A 25,098-nucleotide genomic window follows, 5' to 3' on the forward strand; every position below is an offset into this window, starting at 1 on the left:
CGGACGGGTCGGCCGGTAGCTCGATGCGCCCCGGTAAGCGAAGTGGTGGCCGTTCATCGCTGGCTAGCTGCGTCGTGGGTGTGGGTGTGGGTGTGGGTGCGGGTGTGCACGGTGTGCGCGGCGGCGAACGACGAGCTCGACAGCAGCGCGGGGTCAATCTCGATCCCTGCTGCGATCTCCGGGTCGTAGGGCAGGTGGTGCACCCCGGCGACCCGGCCGGCGAGAGCATCCGCGAGCGGGCCGGTGACGTGGTCGACCCCGGGACGCTGCGAGGTCACCACGAGCTGCACGGACTGCCCCATCTGCGAGGCCCCGAGGCGTTGACGCAGCAACGACAGAACCGGGCGAGCGGCGTTCGCGGCACCGGCCCGGTCGTCGATGGTGATCACGATGTGGTCGGCCAAATCCGCGACGGCCTCGAACCAGGGGGACCCCACCGATGCGCCGGCGTCGACGATCACCGACCGGCCCATGGCGCGCAGTGCGGCAACCGCATCTGCGAGCGGTGAGTGCTGTTCTGCCAGTGCGCGATCGCGGGCGATGGCGCACCATCCGGTATCCGGTAGGGCGGCCGGTTCTGCGTTGTCACCGACGAACCAGTCCTGCCAGTAGGTGGGGTAGCGCTGAGCTGCCGGTGCTCGGGCGGCCAGGTCGCCGCCGACGGGTGTTCCGTCGAGGGCGATCACCGGTGCGGCGCTCTCCGATGCTGCGATCAATGCCAGCATCACAGTGGCCACCGTCGATCCCGATCCGCCGTGGGCACCTGCGACGACGACCACCACCGGATCGCCGTCGTCGACCGTCCCGGTGTCGGGGCGGGGCGAGGCAAGCCCGCTCGGCTCGGGTGCGGGGTGCTCGGCTGTCTCGGCGGTGGGGGTCAGCCACGCCAGATAGCCACTGTCCGTTGCGGAGTCGGTCTCGGTGCTGGTGTCGGTCATTCGGGTGCCCTGCCGATCGCGGTGATGACGGCGTTGGTGCCGTCGGGGGTGCGTTGGGTGGTCATGGCGGACGCGAATCGCTTCTGCTCGCCGCCGGGGCGGCGTTCGATCACCGTCACCCGGTACTGGGAGGGTCCGAGCGGGGTGGTGAGGACGCAGTGGTCGGTGCCGGCAGGAATCGCGGCGATCGCGGCGGCGAAGTCGTCGGGTTTCACCGTCACTCCCGGTGCGAGCTGGGCGTTGACTGCCGCGATGTCGCGGGAACGGTAGTAGGCGTCCTCGATGCGGCCGATGACGGCGAGCTCGGGGTCCGGGGAGTCGGCGGCGGCGTGCTGTCCTCCGGTTTGTTGCGCGCACCATTCGGCGGCGGTGAGCACCTTCGGGGTGGTCGTCGCGGCCGCGGTGGTCGTGAGTGCGGTCGCCTCGGGCTGTTCGAGGTGCTGCGGTGCGGCGACGGGATCGGGGGCCTCATCGGGGCCGGTGAGCACGAGAACGCCGGCTGTGGCCAGAGCTGCGAGCGCGGCCAGCGAGCCGGTCACGGCGAGAGCGGCGCGGTTGCGGCGCAGCCAGCTCTCCGAGGATTCCCGGGCCGGGGTGTCGGTGCCACGGGCTGCGGCGGGGCTGGGTGCACTCTGCTGCGAGGTGCGCGGGGCGGCGTCGAGGACGGCCTGCCACGGCGGTACGGCGTGCGTCGACGCGGGCAGGGTGAGGACGCGGGCACCGGAATCGGGCGAAGGGTCGAGGTCGGAATACGCTCGCGGGCCGGTGGTATCGAGCGGCGGCGTTGACACGGCGGGTCGCTGCGGTGTCGGAGTGGCGTGCTCGGCGGGCAGCGGTGCGAACCACTGATCGTCGGCGGGGTTCGAGACGGCCATCTGCGGTGTCCTCCTTCCCTCGAGGGTCGTGGTGGCGAGTAGGTGAGGTTGGCGCGCCGGGTATGGCCACGACCGGGCAGTGCTGCCCGGTCGTGGCCGAACCAGTCAGGCCGGGATGGGTGCGAATGCAGCGAACGCGTCGCCGACGACCTTGCTTGCCTGGTCGAGGACGGGAGCTGCTGCGGACTGCGCCGCCGCGACGGTCTGAGCCACGGCAGGCTGCTCGAGGGCTGTGGAGGTGAAGCCCTGTGCTGCCTCGACGGCCGGTGCGGTCCACACCGACGCGTCGTCGACTGCCTTGTCGACGGTCGGTGCCGCATTCTTCACGGCGGTGTCGGCGGCCGCGAGTGCGTGACGTCCGTTCGGGTCGGCGGCGAGGGTGTCGCGCACCTGCCCGACGACGCCGGGGAGATCGACCGTCGCGGCCGGTGGGATGGCCGGGACGCTGTCGGCGGCCGGGGGAACCACCACGGGAGCAGGTGCAGGTTCGGTGATGGTCTCGGCCTGTCCACCGGCGAGGCCGCCCCCGATCAAGCCGCCGACCACAGCGCCGACGGCAGTCGAACCGAGGACGAGCGGGGTGGAGATGGCCGCGCCGACGCCGGCACCGGCCAGTGCCGCAGCACCGGGGACGAAGATGTATCCCAACGGTCCGGCCCAGATGACCGCGGGAGTGGCTGCGGTGGTCGCTGCCAGGCCTGCGAGGCCGCCGATCGCGGCACCACCGACAGTGATGCCGGCGGCAGGTCCGAGAGCGAGACCGAACCCGGTCACGCCACCGACGACAGCACCGGTGGCGGTACCGGCCGCGATGCGGTCGGCACGAGGGGCGTCGGCAAACCCGTTGTCCACCAACCAGTTGCCGCCACGAGCCTGGAGGTCCTGGCCGGTGTTACTGATCTGGCGTGCCAGTCGCGGATCGAGCAGGTTCGGGTCGTACAGGTACGGATCCGCGCCGACGAGGATGTAGTTGCCTTCGGGCGTCTCGATCGGAGCAATTCGGGTGCGCTGCACCGTCGGGACCGGCGGCGGCTCGGGAGCAGCTTGCGGGGCCGGGGGCGCTTGCACGGTCGGTGCTGCAGGAGCCGTCGGGGTGTCGTCGTAGTAGTACGTCGGCTGCACCGACCGCTGCTGACGGCCCTGCTTGTAGTCGTCGACCGTGCGAGGCGACTGCCACTGCACGTCCGGCGTCGAGGTGTAGCCGGGAATGAATCCGCCTTCCGGCTGCACTGGGGGCGTCGGGGCGGTCGTGGACAAACCCGGCTGGCCCGGAGTCGTCGTCGACAATCCAGGCTGGACCTCGTCTGCGAACGCGGGACCTGCGAACGCGGCCGCTACCGCCACGGTGGCCGTGGCCACCAGCGCGGAGCGCGAGGCAGTCGCCACGCGGCGATGCCTCCCACGAGAGTTGTTGTTGTTCAACATTCTTCCTTTCGAAGGACAGCTGTCGAGCCAGGTGGCTCACTACGTTTGATGAAGCCGCCGCCCGCAGACGGTGGTGGATACGAGATGGGTGAGTTGGTCTGTTGAGCAGTGGAATTCGGGCCGATGAGGAATGGGATCGGAAGGTGTGGCTTCCGATACCACCCCCACCAGCACCGGCGCTACTTTCCGAAGAACGACCCGAGCGACTGAACGAAGAGAATCCACTGCAAGAAGAGAGGCACTAGTCGAGATCCTTTCTGTGAGAACGGGTATCAGATCCAGGGGGTGATGTCCCGGCGGGGTCGCGCAGCACCGAACATGATGAAATGCGCTTACTGCGCGACCCTCGCGCCGGTCCACCGGTCGAGCTACAGGACGTCGGGGAGTTCCTGTAGCTCACGAGTGGGAATCGGGGGGAATCCCACTCGAGCCAGGGGGTCAGGCTGCGGTGTGCGGTGACGGCTCGCTTGCGGCGGAGATGCCAGCATCGGTCGGCCACGCCGTAAGAACCACACGGGGATCGTCTTCACACCGCATCTCGTGCCGCGGCCCGCCATGGTCAGCGGGGAGCGAACACCCGACGAGGCCAAAAACCATGTTGACGGTGCTGGTGGCGGTACAGAGAGAGGATTTACACCCAGATTTAAGGTGTAACACTGTGCCTGGATGAGAAGATGTCACTGTCGTCCTCCAAATCGACTGCAGGTCGTTGACGGCTAGTGCGGGTGCCAGCCCGTACTTCGCCTAGATCAGTGGTTGGTTGTGGGGCTCGATGGAGAGAGGCCCTCAGCGTCGCCAGAGACGTCCAATCAACGATGGCGCTGGGGGTTTCCGTACTTCTTCGGTTGGCGACGCCAATCTCGGCGTGCCAGCTTGCGATTGCTACTCGTCAGTTCTTCTGTCAGGGCGGCAATCTCCCCCGCAGATGGCTGGTGGGCGGGCACTTAATGCTGCTCGCCGGCACTGTTGTGGCAGGCCGAATCGAGTGCCGGTTCCGATTGTCTCGAAACCTGAAGATGCCGCGACGGGAATTGTTCAGGCACGCCAAACGGGACCTATCGGTCCGCATGAAAGCGGCCGAGTGGTCGACGTTCGACTGGTAGTGCACCGGAATCACAACTCCTGTAGACGGCATCCGTTGGCGAGCAGCAAAAAGTGCGCTCAAGCATCGATCGCTGTCGAAAAACTCAGACGGCGAGAATGCCTCCACAGAGGAGGTGCAGGCGTCAGCTAACCATGCCCCAAAGCTCGTGGCAACTATTTGCATCATGACCTCTGCTGATCTCGCCGGGTTCGACCCTACATCGCGATGCTACGTTAACACACACCAGTTAACTCGTACAGGTGTCTTTGAAGTGCATGGGAGGGCTCTCGATGTCCATAGGATCGAACGAATCGGAGTCGGCAACATCAGGAGTCAGAGACGTGTCCAGGAGTGGTGTGAGGCTCTTCAGCGGAGCACGACTTCGGCAATTCCGGGAACGCAAGAAGTTGTCCGTGGACGACCTGGCCGGCCTATCGGGTGTCTCTCGTCAAGCAATTTCCACCTGGGAGACTGGCCGCGCTCAGCCGACCCCCGGTCCGCTTCTTCGGGTTGCTGCTGCTTTGCAGACCACAGTGGCCGATCTTGTTCCGATCCCGTCGGGTGAGGTCACTGTTAGCGACCTCAGGGTAAGGGTCGGTCTCACGCAAGGAGAGGCCTCCGACGGTCTGGGAATCTCAGCGACGTTGCTGGTGGACATCGAACGGGGAAGAAAGCCCCTCAACGATTCCAGGGTTGATGCATTTGCGGAGCTCTACAGGGTTCCCGTCGAAGAAGTCAGGTCTGCGTGGCAGCGGGCCATCGACACGCGCGACGCGCGACTAAAATCCCTCTAGATATTCTCTCCACGATTTCACACCCCAATCTCGAGCCCGTGCGGCGTGTCTCGACCGAACTCGTAGCAATCAATGTTATTCATATGCCTATGCCTAGCCCCGCGAAGCGCCACCGCGATCGGAAGAAGTCCGGTCTGTACGTAGAGATCGATCCTGCCGTTGTGGACCGTGTTACCGCGGAAGCAGCGAAGCGCGGGGTCAACAAGTGGGAGATCGTGCAAGAGGCGCTGGCCCTGGGACTCGAAGGTCTGGGGCCGGTGAAGGAGCCATACAGTTTGGATCTCCACGGCTTGAACAAGACCGCATGACTCGGCCGCATCGCGAATCGAATCCGGAAAGGACGGTGATGACTGCCCACTGACGAGGAAGTTCCGAATCATTCTGTTAGTCAAAGTGATTCGCTGTCATCGAACTGAATCCGCAGTGAAGCAGACAGCCTGGAAATAGAAAAACCCCCGGCGGCAGGGCCAGGGGATTTCTAAGTTGTCGAGGAAACGAGTTGGTAGCTCGGAACCTCTGCTCTACTGCTCATCCCCGAAGGGACTGTCTTGCTGGACAGGTCTCAGGGTACATCGCGCCCTGACGTAGGTACAAGATTTAGCCCCCGTGTCGGCTCATCAACGCTAAGCCCCGACATCATTTGGAGACGTCTGTCTCCGCTCGTGGCCGCGCGTCGGTCGATGCGGCTGTGGAGCCCCGTCACCGAAAAGTTCGCAGACAAGGGACAGAGCTGGACGAAGCGCCTGCCGGCGCTGCCGGCCGCGGTTCCGATCTACCGCGGGGACCGTACGTCTCTACTGGCGCTGGACTTCGACGCCAAACATCACACGGCCGAGCAGGTCGACGCCGATGTAGAACGGGTGCTGGTGTGGCTCCACGAATGTGGCGCCCGCACGGTCACCGATCGCTCGACGAGCGGCGGCCGCCACGTCCTGGTGCCACTAGCGACCGACAGTTCATTGCGGATCGACGACGTCAGACTCCTGATGAAGCTCCTCGCCGCTCGCCTGATCACCTTGGACTGCGCTCCCATGCTCGGCGTGTCGCAGGGGTGCATCACTCCCCCGGGTTCACCCACCCGCGAAGGTGGATATCGCCGTCTCGATGGGACGCTCGACGACGCGATCGACGCGTTCACCGTCCGATCCGACCGCGGTCTCGTTGCCCGCTTGATCGCCCTGCTCGGCGGCGCGACCCCCGCGCGGCACCGAACCCCGGTTGCCGCAGTCGCGGCCTCGCTCACCCAGGACGAACGCCTGGTCGGGGTCGGACGGGAGCGGCGCTTGGACCCGCGCTTTCACCGCAACACGCCTTTCCCGGAGGTCGTCGAGACGTACGCGGCGACGGGCAAGTTCACCAAAGCCGCCAAGGCCCTCTGGGAATCGCCCTCAGAGGCGCGGCAGGCCGTCATCAGCCACGCCGTGCTGCGGGGTGCCAGCGCGGCGGACATCGAGAAAGCGATCGCGACCAAGGAGTGGGCGGGAGTCCGTAACTCGTACATGGACAAGTACGGAAGGCACTCCGCCACAGCCTTGCAACGAGACGTGTCTAACGCCCTGAGCTGGGCTGCGAGGATTGCCCGTCCATTCCACCAACTCGCGCACAAGAACAGATTCACAGGGGGGAGTAGTTCTTTCCTGAAAGATCCAATTCGTCGCCAGTGGTTGGCTCATGCGCAGCTGTGGATCGACTCAGAATTTCTCGGTACCCGACAACGTCCGGTCTTACTCGCAGTGGTCCAAGCGCTCGCTTACACATCGGCTCTGGCCGGCGAATTGGTCGAGGGTGTCCCCGTGGTTGCAGTGGGTGGACGGAGCTTGTCGCATTCAGCCGGGTTGATGTCGGAATCGACCGTATGGAGTGCGCTGCGGTTGCTCAGAGAGTCCCCAGGCTCGCCCCTGCTGCTCGTAGCGCACGGTGCTGGGCGAGAGGCCGACCGCTACGCCCTGACTACAGCTGCGACACCACAGGGCCCCGGACAGGCGCGTATCGAGCGTGCACGGGTCGAGCCGGTACACCCGGCATGGAGCGTGCTCGGTCTACGCGGCCGAGCGGTCTACGAGCTGGTCGCTGCGGGTCTCGCTACAAGCGTCGACGACGTCATGGCCGGCGCAATGCTCCGGCCATCGAACGGTTACGCCATTCTCGCGGCTCTGACGTCCGCTGGGCTCATCAAACGCGACGGCGCGACATTGGTACCCGGAAGCCGCACGCTGGACGACGTAGCGGACGCTCACGGCCTAGACACCGTCGCGGCCGACCGTATCGTCCGACACCGAGCCGAACGGCTCCTATGGCAGGTGTGGCTCGATAGCCGCTTCTACAGTCCGGCCGTTGCGTTGTTCATGAAAGACCCAGCTGACGTTCGGATTCACGGGGTTCCCCCACCTCTGGGGGCAGAGTCGGAGACGCTGTGGGCGGCGATGCTGGCTGCTGGTCCCCCAGAGCCTGATCCTGTACTGGAAGCAATCGAGCTCGTCAGCGATCAGCTGGGCGCTGTCATAGTTCGGTTATGACGCCGGACGCCCACTTATCGGGGTGGGAGCGCCGCCGTTCCGCTGTTCACCACATCATCGGTGGAGTGGCGCACTCGCCTATCTGTACCAGTGCGTTTCGAGGCGTCTTCGTATCGGACGAGTGAGCCTCACCGATAGCGGTGATGGTCATCTCGCCCAGCAGCCAATCGTCACCGTCCGGAAAGCGAAGCGTCACGGCCAAGTTGGATACCTTGCTCACTCCGCTGAGAATTTTGAAGCGAGCGCGACTTAGCGTCTCGGCCGAATGCTTGTTGAACTCTGGGTTGTGCTTTTCCCACTGGTCGAACGGTGCCGGTGGCGTCTTCAGCCACTCGAAAACTATCCCCGTATTGAGATCCATCTGAGCCAGGCCAGCATTTGCGTCTTCGGCTGCCAACTGGGCAGCGGCTCTGGCGATTTGACGATCCGACATGCCCGGGGGCTTCCTAACTCCCTCTGTGGTGTCGTGCAGTAGACCGACGATTCGCCGACCCTCGGGCGTGATCCGAGCTCTGACGGACATGTTGATGCGACGTTGGACTTTGTCCGCCGCGGTCAGGAAGATCTCGGCGGCGAAATTTTCGCCTGACGAGAATTGGTCACCGGCCAGCGCATCTAGGAACTCCCGATACGCCTCCTCGTCGTCGAATCGGTCGAAGTGCTTCCAGATCTCTTGCAAGGTTCGAGTATCGCGGCCGTCGGCCAAACCCAGGATTTGCTCATCGTGGCCAGGACCGTGTTTCGTCACCTGACGTTCGACGTCGAACTCGAAAGTGCCGACCGATTGGGCAGGCGGTGGCATTGCATCTGTATTCCCTGCCCAGATTTGGACTCCGAAGACCCCGGACGGGCCGGTGATCGGGACCCCAAGCACGGCTACCCGCTCATATGCACCATGGCCATAGGTGGGCTCCAGCTCTGTATCGCCCGTCTCCATTACCCTTGCGACGACCTTCTTGATTGCCGCGAACGTCTTCACGGTGTCGACTCGTCGTTCGACACTGGTGAAGGGGCGCTTGCCGCTTCCTTTGGCGACGACCGTGGGCTCAAATCCGTCGGCATACCCCAAAGTCTCGATAACGAGCCAGTCGTCCCAGCTCGGATCCACCGGTTCTGAGGTTTCGTTCGACATGGTCAATCCCCGTTCGCCGATCACTGTCTGGTTTGCAGCTCTCTCAGTGCAGCTCGGTCATGCGAGCAAAACACTTCTACACCTATCTGTTGACTGTGCGCCAATTCGTAGAGTCGGGCATGGTTGATGTCGATCCGTTTGGAATCTGCGGCCAGCATCGACTCCAGGACGCGTAGTGCTCGCGGTCTGAGGCCGCGCGGCGAAGGCCCCGCCCCGATAGAAGACCGGTGGTAAAACGCGTCGCCGGCATGGAACAACCACCCACGCTCCCCCGCTCGGATGGCAACCCCTGCGTGACCGAGCGTATGACCACGCATCGGGACCAACATGAAGTCGTTCAGTCCCGCTACCTGGTAACTCACTGAAAACCCCAGAAACGGCTCTCCCTCCCCTTCGTATGTCTTGACCCGCATATCGAGAGGCAGGTGGTGCTTGCGGTACCGCAGCTTCGCAGTGAACGACGGCCGAGTGCTGGCAACAGCGTGCTCGTCTGCCGTCACATGTACCAATGCGTCCGGAAAGTCACGGGCTCCGCTGATGTGGTCGTAGTCGAGATGCGTGCAGATGATGTGACGAACGTCGCTAGCGCTGTATCCGAGGCCTTGCAGTTGCATCAGCGCCGTCTCGTTCCGTTCCAGCGCCGGCCCCAACACCAAGGCTGCCTTCCCAAGGGCTGACGGGGATTCGATGTCCGCACTTCCGATCCCGGCGTCCACCATGACGACACCGTCATCGGTTTCGCACACCACCACGTGAGTCACGAGACCGAATCGGAAAGACCCGCAATTGAGATGGTGGACAGCACGTACTCCGGCCATGATCAAACCTCGTTTCGGACGAATGTTGATCCTGGAGGCAAGGAGCGTCCAGGGCGTCGCACACGTCCGAAGCCGAATGGTCGAGGCTAAGGGAAACCCACTGGATGGCGGGCTGCGTTGAATCGATGCTATCGACGTCCTGGAGCTAAGTCCACGACGTCATTCACTCGAACGCTGAACGGCAGGCGATGAATGCCGCTGATGAATGCAGACAAGACAAGGTCGGGCTTGCCGGACCGCATATGGGGGTGGAGCCGAATCAACTCTCGTAGAAGGGCTCGAACTTCGAGACGAGCGAGGTTCACCCCCAGGCAATGATGGGGATCTCGAGCCCCGAAACCGAGCTGTTTGCTCGAGTTCGGTCGGGTGATGTCGAAGGTCGATGGGTCCGCAAATACGGACTCATCATGATTGGCGGACAGATACCACATCACGACCTTCTCCCCCGCCGATATGGCCTGGCCCCCAACCGATGTGTCCGCTGTTGCCGTCCGCCGCATGTATGGCACAGGCGAGGCCCACCGCACGATCTCCTCAATAGCTGCGTCGATGTGACCGTCGAAGTCGTCAACGAGCAGCTTCAACTGAGCAGGGTGAGAGGTCAACAGGTGGACCGCCCAGGCCAGAGTTTGGCGCGTCGTGTCGTAGCCAGCGGTGATGAGTAGGACCAGGAAGCTCGCGAACTCGTCAACCGTAAGTTCTGGCCCCTTGGCTGGAGGGGTCAGGAGCCGAGAGATCACATCGTCGGACGGGTCCGACTTTCGTTCCGAACCCAACTGAACTGCGTAGGAGTAAATGTCGACCACGCTGGGAGACATGCCTGGTGAATTTGTGAACAGTTCGTTGCTGTGGCCTACCACTTGGTCGGCCAATCGCTGGATCAGGTCACGGTCTTCGAGTGGGATTCCGAGAAGCTCGCAGATGACAACGAGGGGAAGCTTGCCGGCCACGGCTTCGACGAAATCGAACTCACCGTGCGACGGAATTGTCTTGACCAACGCTTGGGCATATCGCTGAACGGTTCCGGCGATTTGCTGCACTGAGCGGTGTGTGAAGGCACCCTGCACTATCCCCCGAAATTGCCGGTGCTTGGGGTTGTCCATAGCGATCATCGACCCCGCAAAGGCCAGCGCTTCGGCGGGGAAGTCTGCGATGGTGAAACCACGTGCAGAAGAGAAGATTTCAGGGTTGTGACTTACATCGACGACGTGATCGTAACGAACGATTGACCAGAATCCCGGTCCATGTGGTTCTTCGTGGAACTGTGGCGAGTTTTGCCTTAATTGTCGGAATCGATTCAACCGTTGATCAAAGGATGTGTCCCAAAAGGCCTGTGTAGCAGGCGATATAGACATGTCAAACGTAATTGGTAACACCGTGGACCCCCGAGTCCTCGAACTGATAATTGGCACCGAATCGGCTGCGTCGACCTGAGAAGCGGCGAGGCGAACCTATCCGGGCACAGGCAACGGTACAGTTCGGCCAGCTCGACGGCCGAAATCGATTCAGTGCAGACCCGCTGCTGGATCGTGGCTGTTGCCGGCACACGAGGAGAATCAGTGCGTCCCACGGAAAATCTGGACGGCGTGGTGACGGCAATATCGTCGATCCTCATGCCGGCGGACGCAGACACCGCTCAGACTGCCTTCGGCCGGGTGCTCCGAACCCTTGTCGAGCACTTTGGTTGTGATGCCGGGTTCCTTCGGCGGAACGATCACGAGATCAGAGCCAGCATCATGGTTACCGAATGGCCCATTCGGCCCGACGCACCGGACCCTGACCCACTAGAAACTGTCTACTTCGACGACGCGGACTCCGTCTTCGCCCTGGCCGAGCATCTCGCGGCACCTGTCGTGTTCAGACCCAACAAGGACATTGAGGACTACCGACAACGGATCGAAGCAGCCTCGGGACATCCAGTGACCTCGACGGTTGTCGTGCCGTTGCTTGGATCCCGCACCGAAGGGGTTCTCGGCCTGGTCCACCTCGGAGATAGGCCTTGGTCCGAGAGAGAAACGAACGCATTGCTGGTCGTGGCCACGATGTTGACGCAGGTCCAGGCCAGAATCGAGGCACAGGACTCCCTCCGGCTCGCGGCATTGCACGACTCCTTGACCGGCCTACCGAACAAGCTAGGCATTACCAAGGAGCTCGACCGCCGCCTGAGCGTCCCCCAGGCCGCCGACCCGGTGACAGTCTTCTTCTTGAACTTCGACCGCCTGGAAGCACTGAACGACTTCCACGGCCACGCCGCTCGCGACTTCTATTTGGAGTCGCTGGTCGAGACCGTCCTGCACATTCTCGGTGCCGATGTGTTTCTGGGACGTTGGGCTGATCACGAGTTCGTCGCGTTGATGCAAACGAATCAGATGGTCCCAACAGGGCCTGCGCAGCGCATCTCTGCGAACACTATTGCTACGAAAATACTTGCAGCAGTAGCGGAAACAAAAGTACCCATCGGCGGAGACTCGATCACTCGGACCGTCTCGATCGGAGTCACCACGGCGTCTCCTGGCGTCGATGAGGTCCACGAATCTATCGTCCACGCCGACCAAGCCGCCCTGGTGGCAAAGCGGAGAGGCGGGAACGGAGTAGCTTTCTTCGATCACACGATCCGAGCGGCCAGCTCACTACGGAACGACGTCGAGCTCCACCTGCATTCCGCGATCCATGACGGTGATCTCGTTCTGCACTACCAGCCAGAAGTCGACCTCGTCACCGGCCGCGTGACCGCTGTCGAGGCGCTCGTGCGGTGGCAACACCCTCAGAGAGGGCTCCTGCCACCCTCCGCCTTCCTAGACGTGGCAGAAGGCTCAGACCTGGCAATCGAGCTGGGTGAATGGGTACTCGGGGCAGCCACGACGGCCTACGCGCAGTGGCTACGCGAGATTCCGAGCCTTGAAGTGACGCTGAGCGTCAACGTCTCCCCCAACCAACTGCTTGCCGCGCGGTTCCTCGATACCGTCGAACACGCGCTGGCACGCAGCGGCATGGACCCAGGAAGGCTGTGTCTGGAAATTACCGAACACACCGTCGTCCAGGACACCGAACAAACCGCCAAGGTTCTATCACTGGTGAGAGACCGTGGAGTGAAGGTCGCGATCGACGATTTCGGGACAGGGTTCAGTTCGTTGAGCAACCTCAAGATCCTGCCCGTTGATGTCGTAAAGATCGATCGCGACTTCGTTCAGAACCTTGAGCATGACTTGCATGACCAGGCTGTTGTCCGCGCCGTCGTCTCGTTGGCTGAGTCGTTCGCCCTGAAGGTGGTCGCGGAGGGGGTTGAGTCGGCGGCAACAAGCGAGGTGCTGGTCTCGATGGGATGCACTCGCGTACAAGGCTTCTTCTTCTCTCAGCCGGTAGAAGCAGAGCGCGCCAGGGCGATGTTCTCATTGACCTTCGATGTCCCTGGCCATCAGAGTCGATGACGGTGCCTGCTGTAAATTGCCAGCATTAATGTCATTAGCCGAAATGAGTGTAATAGCAGTAATAATGGTGTGGATGGTTGCGTCCGGCGGTCGATCTAGTCGAGCGATGCGCGGGTGTCGGGGGTTGTTGCCCCGGGGTAAGCGGCAATCTCAGTGCTCGTCCCTCCGCGCCTTCCACCTCACTCCCTGGGACGCCGGGTGGGGGCTCGCCGCGCGACCCGGTATCGATCCGGACCGCCGACCCCCGGATTGACGGTTCAGGATAGCTATGGCAGCAATAGCAGTAATACCCCATAGGGGCTTTGAGCAGTGCGTTTCTTGCTGGAAGACTGGAGGAACCAAGGCTCGTCCAGGACTATGGCAGTAATACTGCTAATGCTGTACAGTAAATACTGCTGTTGCTGGTTGTACTGCTATTACCGTCTTTGCGGGTGATACGGGCATTCCTGTTAATAGCAGCAATACTGCCTAAGGCCGCATTGCTGTCACTGACGGTTTGAACAGTATTGACGGTAAAAACGGTAATACTGGTAAAGACGGCAATTACGCCGGACTGCGATTAGGGAGGGCACCAGATCATGAGTGCAGAAACGTACGACGGCCGCGAGCGAGTGATCGCCTTCATCAACGGCAAAGGGGGTGTCATGAAGACAACCCTGTCGGCCAACGTAGGGGGACTGGCAGCAGCATCAGGCTACCGAGTCCTCATCGTCGACTTCGATCCCCAGGGGAACCTCGCAGAAGATCTCGGCTACACAGAAACCGACCGAGACGACCATGGTCGTGCTCTCGCGGCCGCCCTCACCTTCGGGGGAGCTGTAGAGCCAGTCAGAGGCGTTCGCGAAAACCTCGACGTGTTGACCGGAGGCGTCCATCTCGAGCAGGCCACAGCGGCCCTAGCTTCTAAGGCCGCTAAGGATCCGCACGGAGCAAAGCTCGCATTAGCAGCCCTCTTGCGGCCGCTGGCCGGCGACTATGACCTCATCATCATCGACTGCCCACCCGGTGACGAGACGTTGCAGAATGCCGCCCTTGCTGCAGCTCGCTGGGCGGTTGTACCGATAAAGAGCGATGCCTCAAGTCGGAAAGGACTCGCGGCCGTCGCACATCGGCTTGATGCCGTTCTCGAAATCAACCCCAGTCTCGACCTGCTCGGAGTTGTCTTAGTGGGTGTCGGCAAGTCCGCGACTGCGGTTCAGGAGCGAGCGCGCAAGCTCGTCGCGGAAGCATTCCAGGACGATAGTGTCCTCTTCAACGGGGTTGTGCGTCATTCCGAAGCCACCGCCCAAGCCACCAGGGAACGTGGACTCTTGGTGCATGAACTCGACGACGCAGTCCGTAAAGGGCCGAAGTGGTACGAGGTCATACGAGGCGAGGCGCAGGCTCAATCCCTTGCGCCGAAGTCCTCAGGGTCAGTCGCAGACGATCTTCTCGCCGTCACGCAGGAAATGATCGCCCGCATCACCGCTGCCGAGGAGAAGACGAACGCATGACCGAGCCCAGGCAGGACCGCATCGTATCGGGACTGGCTCCGCGCCGACCGCAGGTCACGGGCGACCTTTCGAGACTCCAAGCGAAGAATCGAACACCGGTACCGCCGCCACCGTCCTCGTCGACGCCGACCGAGACACCGGCGGCAGGATCGAAAGCAGCCGCAGACGACAACGCAGGTAAGAAGCGAATTACCGTCTATATCGACAATGAGATATTCACCCGCGCGCGCGGTGTCCACAAAGCCACAGCGCACCTCGAAGACGACCGATCGTGGTCACAGTTCATCGAGAAAGCCCTGCTCCGCGAGGCCGAAGCGCGCGAACGCTCACACAACGACGGGGAGCGGTACAGCGGATCCGACACCCCACTGTCACCCGGTCGACCACTTTCGTCGTAACCCCCAACTGCCTTCCCTCATCGAATGCAACCCGACTCGGGGGCCCCGGCAGTGCGGACACACCGCCGGGGCCGTCGGCCACAGACAATTCAAGGAGCTGTGACCTATGACCAACCGTAACGCTGACCGACCAGCCGAAGTATCAGGCACCGACTCTCCCGCAATCAGCCAGCCAGCCGAAATCCACCCCGCCATCATCAAGTGGGCGCTCGGTATCGGTCTCGTCGTCGCGATCGCCGTGACCGCATCAAGCTTCAAGCTCAGCTTTTCCACCCTCTACGACCTCGCCACCATGGCCAACATGGGCGACTCCGCCTGGGTGATCCCCGTAGTCCTCGACGGACCGATCCTCGTAGCGGGCATCTTCCGCGTCGCCTTGTCCCAACACACCGACAGGGCCACGGTCATCGGCCGGCGCTTCATCATCGCCGTCTACACGCTCGCTGGACTGGCCAGCATGGCCGGCAACGCGTACCACGCAGTCCTAACCGTCACCGACCTCAACGCCGGAGTCGCCGCAGCGCTCGGAGCGCTCGCGCCTCTGATGGTGATGACCATGTGCGAAATGATGTCCATCGGGATCAGCGCACCGCGTCACCGTCGTAGTCCAACGACACCGTCAGACGCCGAAGCGCGCGACCTCGAGCAGCTATCGACTGCATCCAGTAGCGGCAACGAGACCCAAATCGGCACTGTCCTACCACCTAGTGACGCTGAGCAGCTCGAGGCGTTCATAGCCGAACGCGGGGACCTCGCTCAGGTCGTCTGGGATACCGCCGATGTCTACCTCAATCACCCAACAGCAATGGGAAAATTCAACAGAACTGCTGAGGTGCTTGACGTTTCGCCGTCCGCGATTGCGGCTCGATACGACAAATGGGTCGAGTTTCAACAAAAGTTCGCAGCCTCCAAAGCAACCCCCCGGGCGATGCCGACCCCGGAAAACGAGGCGTTCGCAGAAGACCCGCACGACCTCCCCCCGTCTCATGAAAATTCCGACGGTGCCGCTCCGATCGCCTACGCGGAGGCGACACGATGACGCAGCAACGAGCCATCAAAACCCCGCCCGAAGTCGGTACATCAGCGACGGGCGGAGCCCGACTGCCACAAACGAACGTTTGTGTCACCCACCCGATCCAGGAATCAGTCAATCCGTCGACTAGTGGCCGAGTGGTGCCAAAAACGTAGGCGCAACCTCAGTCCGCCCAAACCGCGAAATCGACGAGTTCTGGCGCACAGCCAGGCGCGCCACCGGGATACGGCCGAAGCCCGACCATAGGACGCTGTCACTAATCAGACGAGAATCCGGCCTCCTCAAGTGTGGCCACTGCGTGCGCTACTCCACGATCCAATTCCGCCTGCTGCGCAGACCACTGGGCGGCTTCTCGGTAGGAATAGTTCGCCCGCCCGACCGTGTAGACGGCCTGTCCGAAAACGCCGATGTCTGATGCAATGACTTCGGCCGGAAAACTGGTTCCGGTGCGAGGTTCGACAGACAACCGGACTGCTACTGGATACACCACGCAACCCTTCAGAGTGGGGTGTAATAGGGACACTTGGCCGGCGGTCAAGTCAAGCGCAACGGACCACTGAGGGATATAGATGATTTCGTGGCCCGTCCAAGTCGGATAACCGTTGGCCAGCTTCCTAATTCGCGGGTTTCGCTGACCCAAGGAAACCCGTGTTCCTCCCCGATTCGCGAACTCGAGGTCAACGGTGACGGTGACGGGATGAGAGTCGATGCCTGCGACACCCTTGAGGATATTGCGCACAAGATACGACGTGTGCGCACAATGGTTGATGCCCTGACCATTCGGGTCGAGTATTCCCTGCCACACCGACACCACGGCTCCCAGAAGGCGTCGATCCTCTGCAGGAACGTGCGCTAGGTCCGGCGGTGGTTGATGTTCAAGGGTGCCCGCCCATCGGGTGAGTGCCTGATCAAGCGGATTCCGGAAGCTCTCGTCGAGTTCAGCGTCATTCACGCAGGACATCCTGCCACTGACCGGCGCTGCGGGCAGGGGTGAACGCACTGTCTGGCGAACCCGAACATCGGGCCTGGTCGGCCTTCTTTCGCCAGCGGTGTTCATCGGACAAAAGGGCGCTCGCGTGGCGTGCTCAGACTATTTTAGATACCGATACAGCGTCGACCGCGAGACACCCACGACGTCTCGGATGTCGGCCAGCGACATGCCGCCGGTCCGCATCCGCTTGGCCTGCTTGATCTTCGCGTCCGACATCGACCGAGGCCGACCACCCACCCGACCCTGTGCACGCGCGGCCGCCAATCCGAGCTGGGTGCGTTCGCGGATGAGGTTGCGCTCGAACTCCGCCAAGGCTCCGAAAATCGAGTAGATCAACTTCCCACCTGAGGTGGTCGTGTCGATCGACTCCGTCAACGACCGAAACCCCACACCATCGGATTCGAGATCCTCGACGGTCTGCAGAAGGTGGGGGAGTGATCGCCCTAGACGGTCGAGCCGCCACACCACCAGAGTGTCCCCGGACCGCAGATGCGAGAACAGGTCCGACAACTCCGGACGCGACGTCGTCGCACCGCTCGCCGTCTCCATCCACACCCGGGAACACCCCGCAGCGCTCAGAGCGTCCCTCTGCGCATCGACACTTTGCTCAGCTGTCGACACCCTCGCGTATCCCAAAAGCTCGCCCATGAGCATCGAGTGTGTCAGAACTCAACGATATGAACCATTTTCCGCTCGGGGTTTTGGACACGACTTTTGACACATGCTTTGATCGACGACGGTGTCTCGAAACGACTCTGTGTCTAAAACGACCGTTTGTGACACATGCGTGAGTAGGCAAGCGTCACTGTCAATCTGGGACTGCGTATGAGTAGCGGTCCCAGATTGACCTTCGACGGACTGCGTTCAGTCAAGCTCGGGGTCTTGCAACTGGAATGCTGAGCAGGGGCGGTGAACGTCAGGCTGGGCCGGAAAGCGGCCTTCGAGGAGGTCCCAGACTTCTGTGCAGCGCAGTATGCGTGCATACTCGCACCATGTACGAGGTTGAATCGCGACGCGCCGAGCGAGAGCTCTAATGCCTGGTCAGAGGCCGCGTCCTACGTTGATCACACACTTCACGCACCTGGACAACATGGCTGCGATCGTGGAGCACGGTCTGGCAAGTGACGCTGTTGTGCAGAACAACGGTCGTATGACTACTGAAGCGGGCAACCTACGTATAAAGTCCCAGCGGCGCGATCGTACTATTGATATTCCGCCGGGTGGTTGCGTTGCCGACTACATTCCTTTTTATTTCGCTCCACGTAGTCCGATGCTGTACTCGCTGAAAATGGGAAATGTTCCGACATTTCAAGGGGACACCCATGATTTTGTCTACATCGTTACCTCGACCGAAGATCTAGTGAGCTTGGGTCTCACTCTTGTCGTGACGGATCGGAATGCGGCGCTCGATTATGCCGAAATGAACTATGAACACCAGTGTGATGATCTTGTCGACTGGGATCTTATGAGAGTAAAGATGTGGAGGAGTACAGATGAGGATCCTACGCGGCGAGAGCGGAGAATGGCTGAATGTCTTGTACGGGAAACAATCCCATTCAGCGTAATAGCAAACCTTGTTGTTTATGGAAATTCACAACGAGATAAAGTGGAAGACATGTTAGAGTCGAAAGGTATCGGAGAAGATTCCTGCATTGTTCATGTCAAGCCCGACTGGTACTTCTGAGGTGGTGAGGGGAGAAATGGTAGTAAAACTTTCTGCCGGTGATCTCATGTCGGCTGATGTCGAAGCAATTGTTAATACCGTCAACACAGTCGGTGTTATGGGTAAAGGTATTGCGCTCCAGTTTCGTAGGCGCTACCCGGAGATGTTCGCGGACTATCAGCGTGCCGTCAAAGCGGGTGAAGTGACAGTCGGCCGGATGCACGTGTGGCCAACTGGTCAGCTTTCCGGGCCCAAATATATAATAAACTTTCCCACCAAGAAGCATTGGCGCGCCCCGTCGCAAATAGAGTATATCGAGGAAGGTCTGAAGGACTTCGTCAACGTGATCGAGCGACTGAAGATATCTTCGGTTGCGGTACCCCCATTGGGATGCGGAAACGGTGGTCTTGATTGGCCGACAGTTGAGGCTGTCATAAGGAGGGGTCTAGTTCCTCTCAGTGAAAGTGTCGAGGTCCTGCTGTACCCTCCGTCTGGGGCACCCGCCGCCGCAAAAATGAAGACCGGCGAGAAAAAGCCAAGTATGACAGAGGGCCGCGCGGCCCTCGTGTCAATTCTTGCGCGGTACCGCGAGCAGTCGCTCGACAATCCGACTCTTATAGAATCCCAGAAATTGATGTACTTTCTGCAGGAGGCCGGACAGCCTCTCCGGCTGAAGTTTACTGCCAATCACTACGGGCCTTATGCGGACAATCTTCGTCAAGTTCTACGGGTGGTGGAAAGCCACTATCTGTCCGGCTACGGCGATGGCAGTCAGCCCGTCCTGACGGCTGAACCGTTGGAAATTCTTCCGGGTGCTCAATCGGTGGCCATGGCCAAGTTGGAAAGCAATCCAGATGTAGCAAGGCGAATAGAACGAGTCATGAAACTAGCGGAAGGGTTTGAGACTCCGTATGGTCTTGAGCTACTTTCTAGCGTGCACTGGGTAATGCGGGAAAATAGTGAAGCCTTAGCCGATCCGGAGGTGGCCGTCAGGGATGTTCGTAACTGGACAAAGCGAAAGGCTAAGATGTTTACGCCTAATCACGTACATGCCGCCTGGAATAAGTTGACCGAACTTGGCTGGGCTGGTGGCGCTAATATGGCTACATAATAGAATACTACCTAGCCTACTTGTGGGTAACGCAGCGGCTATCCTCTGATTCAGATGAAGCCGCCAGCGCCGGAAGGAGTCCTTTGATTCGCAGGCTAAATTAGACTCTGGCAGCTTACTTATTTAGTCTGTGAATTTGTGGAGCTTTGCGCCTTGCTGGCGGCGGCATCGAGCGTGGGAAGTTTGCGTCGCTCGTGCGTACTTGTCCCGGTCAAGTTGACACCCGGGGAGTGGCCGACTGTCATCGCTGAAGCGCGGGGCGGCCGCATTCCGTGGGCGCGACGCCATCAACTTTGTCGAAGGCTCCTCTTCGTCGCGTGAGGGCGTGCTCAGACGCGGCGAGCGAGCCGAACAATCCCGACGCTAGCTATAGCCTTGACCGGCAAGGCCCCGCTCCCGACATCTGGGGAGCGGGGCCTTGTTCATTAGTTCCGAAGTGCAGCAACAATTATGACAGCCCCGGATCGATGGATATCAGTTTGCGGTCGACAATGAAATCGCAACTACGAAGTGATGATCCGGCCGGTTGCGGCGATCCATCGGATCCAGCCGCCTTGGAAGTCGTTCTGTCGACCGTCGGCGACGGCATATTCGTCGGTGGTTGGGAACCCGAACCGCCCACCTTCGTAGCCACGGCGACCCCACTCCTGGAAGATCGCGCCGTAGACACTGTGGGTGCCCGCCTGAGGATTGAAGTAGATGTTGCCCTGCACGAAGCGATTGAATCGACCTTGCCCGTTCGGTGTGCCCAGTTCTCCGCTGGTCGGCCACCCGAGTACTCCTGCTGGTCCGCCGAGGCTCTGGTACTTCTGGGCGATGAGCCCGTAGGTTTCCCACGCTCCCGTCGTCGGGCCTGCGTAGATTCGGCCGTGCTCGAAGTCCTGTGCTCGTCCACCCGCGATGTCGTACTCGTTGCCGACCGGATCACCTAAGGGGCCGGTGTCCGCGCCTAGTGCGTTGTAGCGGGCACCGATGGCCCCGCCGACGGTGTACACCGGGCCCGCTGGCACGACGGAGGTCTTGAACTGCAGTGCGTGATACGGCGTACCGGCCGCGGTGTTCCACTGCGAGACAATCAAGTGCAGATTGCCGAGTGTCGACGAGGGGTGAATGTATCCGCCGTAGATCTGGGCGTAGGTGCCATCGGTGGCGCCCCAGTCTCCGCCCTTGACCTGGATGACGGGTTCGGTCCAGATGCCGTCGATGCGTGCGGCGGTGCGGGTGACGATCGCGTAGAGCGTCGGGTCGAAGTAGGCCAGTACCCACGTGCCCTGGATGTAGCGGACGCACATTTCGCCAACCGGGCCGGGGAGGATAGGTGTCGCCGGATTGCCCCATGCCCAACCGTTTTGGCTGGTCCACCCCCAGCTCTGGTAGGCGGTGGGGGTGAGGATCTGGCCTTCGGGGACGCGGCGCAGAATCATTCCTGCAGGTTTGTTGCGGCCGAATGCGGTGGAGATGACGTAGACGAAGCCGCCGTGCCGTTCCATCGTCCACATCTGATCGAGCGCGCCGACGTAGTTGTCCCAGCGGGCCGGTGACAGGGTCCAGTTTTCTCCGCCGTTGTCGGAGTAGGCCAGGTAGGTGAAGTTGGTCGACCAATCCTGGGATTCCCACGAATGGACGCTCATCACCGACAGGTATGTGCGGGTGCCGATCGTCAACGCGTCACCGGGGATGACCGTGTACTCGGTACCCGGAGCTTCCCTGCTCGGCAGCTCACGGGTGTCGTGGGCGTTCGGAAGGATTTCCTTGGCATAGGAGCCGCCTGCCGCACCATCGAACACGATCCCGGCATCGAGGTTCGTCGTCGAGGAGAACAACAGCACCGGGCTTCGCCACCCCGCCCCACCCGGCGCAGGTGACTCGAACGTGTCCCCGCAGAAGAACCCGAAACGCCCGCCCGGCATACGAACCGGGAATGCAAGATCGGTACCGCCCACCTTCCACGGACCTGTTGCCGATCCGCCTGTTAGAACCTTGACCGGGGTAGCTTGCCCGGTTACTGCGACTGCGGGTGACATCTGATGCCCTTCGTTTATTGGACCAACAGATTCGCTAGAAGAAAGAAGCATTCACACGAAACTATCGGCGCGGGTTCGGGCCGGTACGTCCTCGGCCCTACCAAGGTTGTGTTGTCTGTATTCGAAAAAACATTGGGGACACCGAATCGGTGTCCCCAATGTTCTATCGAACCTTCACCAGGCGAGGATCAGCCCCGGGTCGCGGTGATAGGCCGGGTCAGCTCGAAGTACAGCGAAAAGAGAAGTACGAACGCGCACACCACGGCTGCAACCAGACGCAAACGAGGCGGACTGACGCGCCACTTCCGGACCAGGACTACAGCGCCAACCATCGACAGCACGATGCTCACGTACTGGAACGGTGAGCCGAGCGTGAGTAGCAAAATCCAAGCTACAGTTGCCAACACGATCGGCAACGTGACGACACTGATGTCTTCACGCCGCGGTAGATTCCCCTGCTTTTCGGTCATCGACTGATCCTATGCTTCGGTCAGGTTGCAGGTGTTGCGGCTCGAGTACTTGTCGCCGCCGCCACGAACCTGGGTGCAGAGCTGCGTGTTGGCGGTGAAGGCTGTTCCGAACCCCAGACCGAAAGTGTCGTTGACGTAGCCGCGGGCCTCCCAGCCGAAGTTCTGCTTTCCGCCGCCAGCCTGCGCGATGTAGTTCCAACCGGGAACCAAGCCTTGGCCACCACGATCAGAAACGTCGTACGATGTCACGGCTGTACCGTTCCAGCACCACTGTAGGGTCATCCACTGAGCCAACGCGTCGAACCCGACCCGTGACCTCCACTTGCTCTCCACCCGCTTGAAGTAGCAACCTGCCGGGGCGGCAGCAGCGCGAGCAGAATTGTCCACCTCTGCGGGAACGCTTTCGGACGGGAGAGGTTGCGCGTCAGGCGCTGTCAGTTTCTCGACGTCGAGGTTGCGTTCACGTGCGGCGACGACATCTATCGGCGTTGCCGATCCCGAGGAATTCGTGGCGGTTCTCGGCCACGAGCCCTGCTTGTATGCCTCCAGGTCCGCAGCGTTGAGTGCTCTCAGCGTCCGGATGGGGTCCGGTGAATTGCGAACCCTTGTCGTGACGTCCTGCTCGTTGGGGGCGACGTTCCAATCGATCACGTTGTACTGGAAATTCTGTCTCTTACCGCCGCCGTAATTGAACTCGTTTCCCTTCGGGAACCCGTGCTGACTGTTCTCCCACCCCGCCTGAGCCCAGGTCTCCCTGATCGCGCCCCACACGGTGTACGCGGCAGATCCAGTTGCAGGTGAGTAGTAGATCGACGAATTCTTCTGGAAATGGTTGTACTTGCCACCTCCGCCAGGCGTACTGAGCTCGTCCGTAGTCGGGTAGCCGTGATTGCCGCCCTCCCATCCCTGGCGAGCCCACTCTGCACCGATAGCTCCGCCGATCTGATGAGCGTCTGTGGTACCGGACCAGTAGATCGAGGAGTCGTTTCTAAACGATGTTCGCTTGCCGGTGTTGCCGGGGTTGGTGATTTCGTCCGAGGTGGGAGGGCCGAGTTTGCCTCCTGGTCCTCCAAATTCGTTGTACTTGTCCAAGATCCGCCCGCAGACCATGAACCAGCGGTTCATCTCGGCGTTCCAGAAGTCAGCGCATCCGGGGAGGGCACGTGCCTGAGCGTTGCCCTCTTGCTGCTTGGGGGACTGGCTAGCACGCTCGCCATCGGAATCCGGTCGTGGCGGCATGGTTTCACTGGGTTGAGCGGCGACATCGGCGCTCGGAGCGTCTTCTGAAATTGGCGCAGTCTCCGCCGGTGCTGTCTCCACCCCATCATCGATCTGTGACTGAGCAGGTGCAGGCGCAGGCGTCGTTGTCGGCTGAGCAGCTGCGACGCCTCCAGAAGTAGCGATCAGCGATGCAGCGGTGAACGCCACAGCCAGGAGCCGAAAATTCGTCGGACCGAACCGGGCAGCCAGGCCGCGACGACCGCGCAGTGCAGCTGGTGATGCTGGATCAATTCGATTGTCTACCATCGAGTCTCCTGACTCGGCGTATCGCGTCCATGTCGCTTCATGAAGGCTCGCTTTCTCTGGACGCTCACACGTCCGATTGAAGGGATTCGACCGCCTGCAGCAAATGCAAAGCAGATGCAAAGGTTCTTCACAGGTAACAGCAGACCGCTCGGTATCGCAAGACCCAGCGATACCGGTACGAGAATCGAAAGTTGTTGCTTTGAACGCTATTTCGCCAAGTAGCGGCCACTCCGACCGGTTTCTCAAACAAACCGTGATACATACCGGTTTCAGTTGGCAGTGGCGGTGGATGGTCCCGTATAGCTGCTCACAACCTGACTAATCAGAGATGGTGTGCTCCTCCGCGACGCCGAGCGTGGACGGTCTTGATCGCTCCCGCACAGTCACCCGAAGTGCCCCACAGGTGGGGAGGTGGACGTCTGTCGAGGTCGACGAGCGCCCGCGTATTCCGCCTGCGAGCGGTGCCGGCCACCCTGCGGGCGTCCACCCGAATGGAGCTCCGCTGCGCTCCGCACCGTAAAAGAGAATCGTTCTTTCGGGCATCTGGCTGCCGGCGAGTCTGCGTCACCCGTGCCCGCCTTACCCACCCCTGACTCCGCTGCGCTCCGGCCCTTCGGGCGCCGAAAACTTTTCACAGACGCCTCCGGCTGAAAACTCCCCGGCCCAGGGGCAGGACACCGTTCCCGTGCGCCGCCTACTCTCCCCACGCCAGATGACGGCGAAAGAACGCAGGGGAGGACGCAACACCGACGCGACACCAGTTCCGAAGGGCAGCAACAGTTATGACCGAGACCACGAACACCGACACCGTTACCTGCATCGCGGACGGCCCCGACTGCACCGGCGACGTCGAATACCGGGACGCACTGTCCGAAACCGGAATAGCGCACCCGAGATGCGACAAGCACTGGCAAGACCGCCTCGACATCGAGGACGACATCCGCCGCCGCTACCCGGCCCACGCACCCGCCGACTTCGACCCCACCTACGCAGGCGAGCACTGGGACGAGGACTACTGACCCGGCCCGCTCACCACACCCCATCCAATCGACCAGACCGAGGAGCAAAAGCCATGACCGCCAACGCCAACGACGACTACTGGACCACCTACGACAAGGCCCTCGACGCGGCCGCAGAATGCAGGAGCGTCGAATCCCTGATCGACACCCTGAACCGCTACTACCCGCCCTCGTCCGGAGTCGCCTTCTTCCCCAACGGGGCCGACCGAGACCTACTCGGCACCCTCACCGACGCCGGACACTTCGATACCGTCTGGGTCCAAGCGGACTACCACTTCGCGCTCCGTGACGGCCGCGGGGACGGATTCACCTACATCGAAGGCGACATCGTCCGCGGAACCTCCCGACTGTGACCACCC

General features: G+C 61.5%; 22 protein-coding genes. 11 read left to right on the plus strand and 11 right to left on the minus strand.

Translation table 11 applies throughout. From position 1 onward, the window contains the following. Window positions 1–53 precede the first annotated feature (53 nt). The 3 genes from ACNEOT_RS25020 to ACNEOT_RS25030 all read right to left on the minus strand — a co-directional run bounded on the left by ACNEOT_RS25020 (window position 54) and on the right by ACNEOT_RS25030 (window position 3,199). Entirely contained in the window at window positions 54–938 is an 885-nt protein-coding gene (locus tag ACNEOT_RS25020; protein ID WP_415977445.1) for a hypothetical protein, read from the minus strand. Next, window positions 935–1,813 (minus strand): hypothetical protein, encoded by an 879-nt coding sequence (locus ACNEOT_RS25025; protein ID WP_415977447.1) that lies wholly within the window; start codon window positions 1,811–1,813, stop codon window positions 935–937. Before ACNEOT_RS25025 ends, ACNEOT_RS25020 begins: the two co-directional genes overlap by 4 nt. Window positions 1,814–1,918: 105 nt before the next feature. After that, window positions 1,919–3,199, minus strand: coding sequence for a hypothetical protein (locus ACNEOT_RS25030; RefSeq protein WP_415977448.1), 1,281 nt, complete (start codon window positions 3,197–3,199; stop codon window positions 1,919–1,921). A gap of 1,413 nt (window positions 3,200–4,612) precedes the next feature. On the opposite strand from ACNEOT_RS25030, the gene ACNEOT_RS25035 reads away from it, so the two are divergent. From ACNEOT_RS25035 to ACNEOT_RS25045, 3 genes are all read left to right on the plus strand, one after another. Further along, window positions 4,613–5,116 carry a helix-turn-helix domain-containing protein gene (locus ACNEOT_RS25035; RefSeq protein WP_415977449.1) on the plus strand — a complete coding sequence of 168 codons (504 nt, stop codon included), beginning with the start codon at window positions 4,613–4,615 and terminating at the stop codon, window positions 5,114–5,116. A gap of 89 nt (window positions 5,117–5,205) precedes the next feature. Continuing rightward, window positions 5,206–5,424, plus strand: coding sequence for a hypothetical protein (locus ACNEOT_RS25040; protein WP_415977451.1), 219 nt, complete (start codon window positions 5,206–5,208; stop codon window positions 5,422–5,424). Between the two features lie 354 nt (window positions 5,425–5,778). Continuing rightward, a complete protein-coding gene (locus ACNEOT_RS25045) occupies window positions 5,779–7,632 on the plus strand; it encodes a hypothetical protein (RefSeq protein ID WP_415977453.1) in 1,854 nt (617 codons plus the stop codon). A gap of 46 nt (window positions 7,633–7,678) precedes the next feature. On the opposite strand, the gene ACNEOT_RS25050 is transcribed toward ACNEOT_RS25045, so the two are convergent. From ACNEOT_RS25050 to ACNEOT_RS25060, 3 genes are all read right to left on the minus strand, one after another. Continuing rightward, a complete protein-coding gene (locus ACNEOT_RS25050; RefSeq protein WP_415977454.1) occupies window positions 7,679–8,764 on the minus strand; it encodes a GAF domain-containing protein in 1,086 nt (361 codons plus the stop codon). Between the two features lie 20 nt (window positions 8,765–8,784). Further along, window positions 8,785–9,582 carry an MBL fold metallo-hydrolase gene (locus ACNEOT_RS25055; protein ID WP_415977456.1) on the minus strand — a complete coding sequence of 266 codons (798 nt, stop codon included), beginning with the start codon at window positions 9,580–9,582 and terminating at the stop codon, window positions 8,785–8,787. Between the two features lie 128 nt (window positions 9,583–9,710). Beyond that, window positions 9,711–10,937: a cytochrome P450 gene (locus ACNEOT_RS25060; protein ID WP_415977457.1), complete on the minus strand. Its 1,227-nt coding sequence runs from the start codon at window positions 10,935–10,937 to the stop codon at window positions 9,711–9,713. A 204-nt stretch (window positions 10,938–11,141) separates the two neighbouring features. Between ACNEOT_RS25060 and ACNEOT_RS25065 the strand changes: the two genes are divergently transcribed. The 4 genes from ACNEOT_RS25065 (at window position 11,142) to ACNEOT_RS25080 (ending at window position 15,940) form a co-directional block, all read left to right on the plus strand. Beyond that, window positions 11,142–13,010, plus strand: a complete 1,869-nt coding sequence (locus ACNEOT_RS25065) for a putative bifunctional diguanylate cyclase/phosphodiesterase (protein WP_415977459.1) — start codon at window positions 11,142–11,144, stop codon at window positions 13,008–13,010. Between the two features lie 578 nt (window positions 13,011–13,588). Beyond that, a complete protein-coding gene (locus tag ACNEOT_RS25070) occupies window positions 13,589–14,503 on the plus strand; it encodes a ParA family protein (protein ID WP_415977461.1) in 915 nt (304 codons plus the stop codon). Further along, window positions 14,500–14,901 carry a ParB family protein gene (locus tag ACNEOT_RS25075; RefSeq protein WP_415977462.1) on the plus strand — a complete coding sequence of 134 codons (402 nt, stop codon included), beginning with the start codon at window positions 14,500–14,502 and terminating at the stop codon, window positions 14,899–14,901. Before ACNEOT_RS25070 ends, ACNEOT_RS25075 begins: the two co-directional genes overlap by 4 nt. A 106-nt stretch (window positions 14,902–15,007) precedes the next feature. Then, window positions 15,008–15,940, plus strand: a complete 933-nt coding sequence (locus tag ACNEOT_RS25080) for a DUF2637 domain-containing protein (RefSeq protein WP_415977463.1) — start codon at window positions 15,008–15,010, stop codon at window positions 15,938–15,940. Between the two features lie 250 nt (window positions 15,941–16,190). Here ACNEOT_RS25080 and ACNEOT_RS25085 read toward each other — a convergent pair whose 3' ends face one another. Both ACNEOT_RS25085 and ACNEOT_RS25090 read right to left on the minus strand, forming a co-directional pair. Further along, on the minus strand, window positions 16,191–16,886 hold the full coding sequence (locus ACNEOT_RS25085) for a hypothetical protein (RefSeq protein WP_415977464.1): 696 nt from the start codon (window positions 16,884–16,886) through the stop codon (window positions 16,191–16,193). Between the two features lie 138 nt (window positions 16,887–17,024). Beyond that, window positions 17,025–17,573: a recombinase family protein gene (locus ACNEOT_RS25090; RefSeq protein ID WP_415977466.1), complete on the minus strand. Its 549-nt coding sequence runs from the start codon at window positions 17,571–17,573 to the stop codon at window positions 17,025–17,027. Window positions 17,574–17,958: 385 nt separating this feature from the next. Between ACNEOT_RS25090 and ACNEOT_RS25095 the strand changes: the two genes are divergently transcribed. Together ACNEOT_RS25095 and ACNEOT_RS25100 are read left to right on the plus strand one after the other, a co-directional pair. Further along, window positions 17,959–18,609 carry a DUF4433 domain-containing protein gene (locus tag ACNEOT_RS25095; RefSeq protein WP_415977467.1) on the plus strand — a complete coding sequence of 217 codons (651 nt, stop codon included), beginning with the start codon at window positions 17,959–17,961 and terminating at the stop codon, window positions 18,607–18,609. Window positions 18,610–18,655: 46 nt separating this feature from the next. Then, window positions 18,656–19,699 carry a macro domain-containing protein gene (locus ACNEOT_RS25100; RefSeq protein WP_415977468.1) on the plus strand — a complete coding sequence of 348 codons (1,044 nt, stop codon included), beginning with the start codon at window positions 18,656–18,658 and terminating at the stop codon, window positions 19,697–19,699. Between the two features lie 503 nt (window positions 19,700–20,202). Here ACNEOT_RS25100 and ACNEOT_RS25105 read toward each other — a convergent pair. The 3 genes from ACNEOT_RS25105 to ACNEOT_RS25115 all read right to left on the minus strand — a co-directional run bounded on the left by ACNEOT_RS25105 (window position 20,203) and on the right by ACNEOT_RS25115 (window position 23,432). After that, entirely contained in the window at window positions 20,203–21,723 is a 1,521-nt protein-coding gene (locus ACNEOT_RS25105; RefSeq protein WP_415977469.1) for a DUF4185 domain-containing protein, read from the minus strand. A 188-nt stretch (window positions 21,724–21,911) separates the two neighbouring features. After that, window positions 21,912–22,193 (minus strand): hypothetical protein, encoded by a 282-nt coding sequence (locus ACNEOT_RS25110; protein ID WP_415977470.1) that lies wholly within the window; start codon window positions 22,191–22,193, stop codon window positions 21,912–21,914. A 9-nt stretch (window positions 22,194–22,202) separates the two neighbouring features. Beyond that, a complete protein-coding gene (locus tag ACNEOT_RS25115) occupies window positions 22,203–23,432 on the minus strand; it encodes an LGFP repeat-containing protein (RefSeq protein ID WP_415977471.1) in 1,230 nt (409 codons plus the stop codon). A 1,070-nt stretch (window positions 23,433–24,502) separates the two neighbouring features. Between ACNEOT_RS25115 and ACNEOT_RS25120 the strand changes: the two genes are divergently transcribed. Beyond that, entirely contained in the window at window positions 24,503–24,739 is a 237-nt protein-coding gene (locus tag ACNEOT_RS25120; RefSeq protein WP_415977472.1) for a hypothetical protein, read from the plus strand. Between the two features lie 53 nt (window positions 24,740–24,792). Then, entirely contained in the window at window positions 24,793–25,092 is a 300-nt protein-coding gene (locus tag ACNEOT_RS25125; RefSeq protein ID WP_415977473.1) for a hypothetical protein, read from the plus strand. Window positions 25,093–25,098 lie beyond the last annotated feature (6 nt).

This window comes from Rhodococcus sp. 077-4 (genome assembly GCF_047782425.1).
GTDB lineage: Bacteria > Actinomycetota > Actinomycetes > Mycobacteriales > Mycobacteriaceae > Rhodococcoides.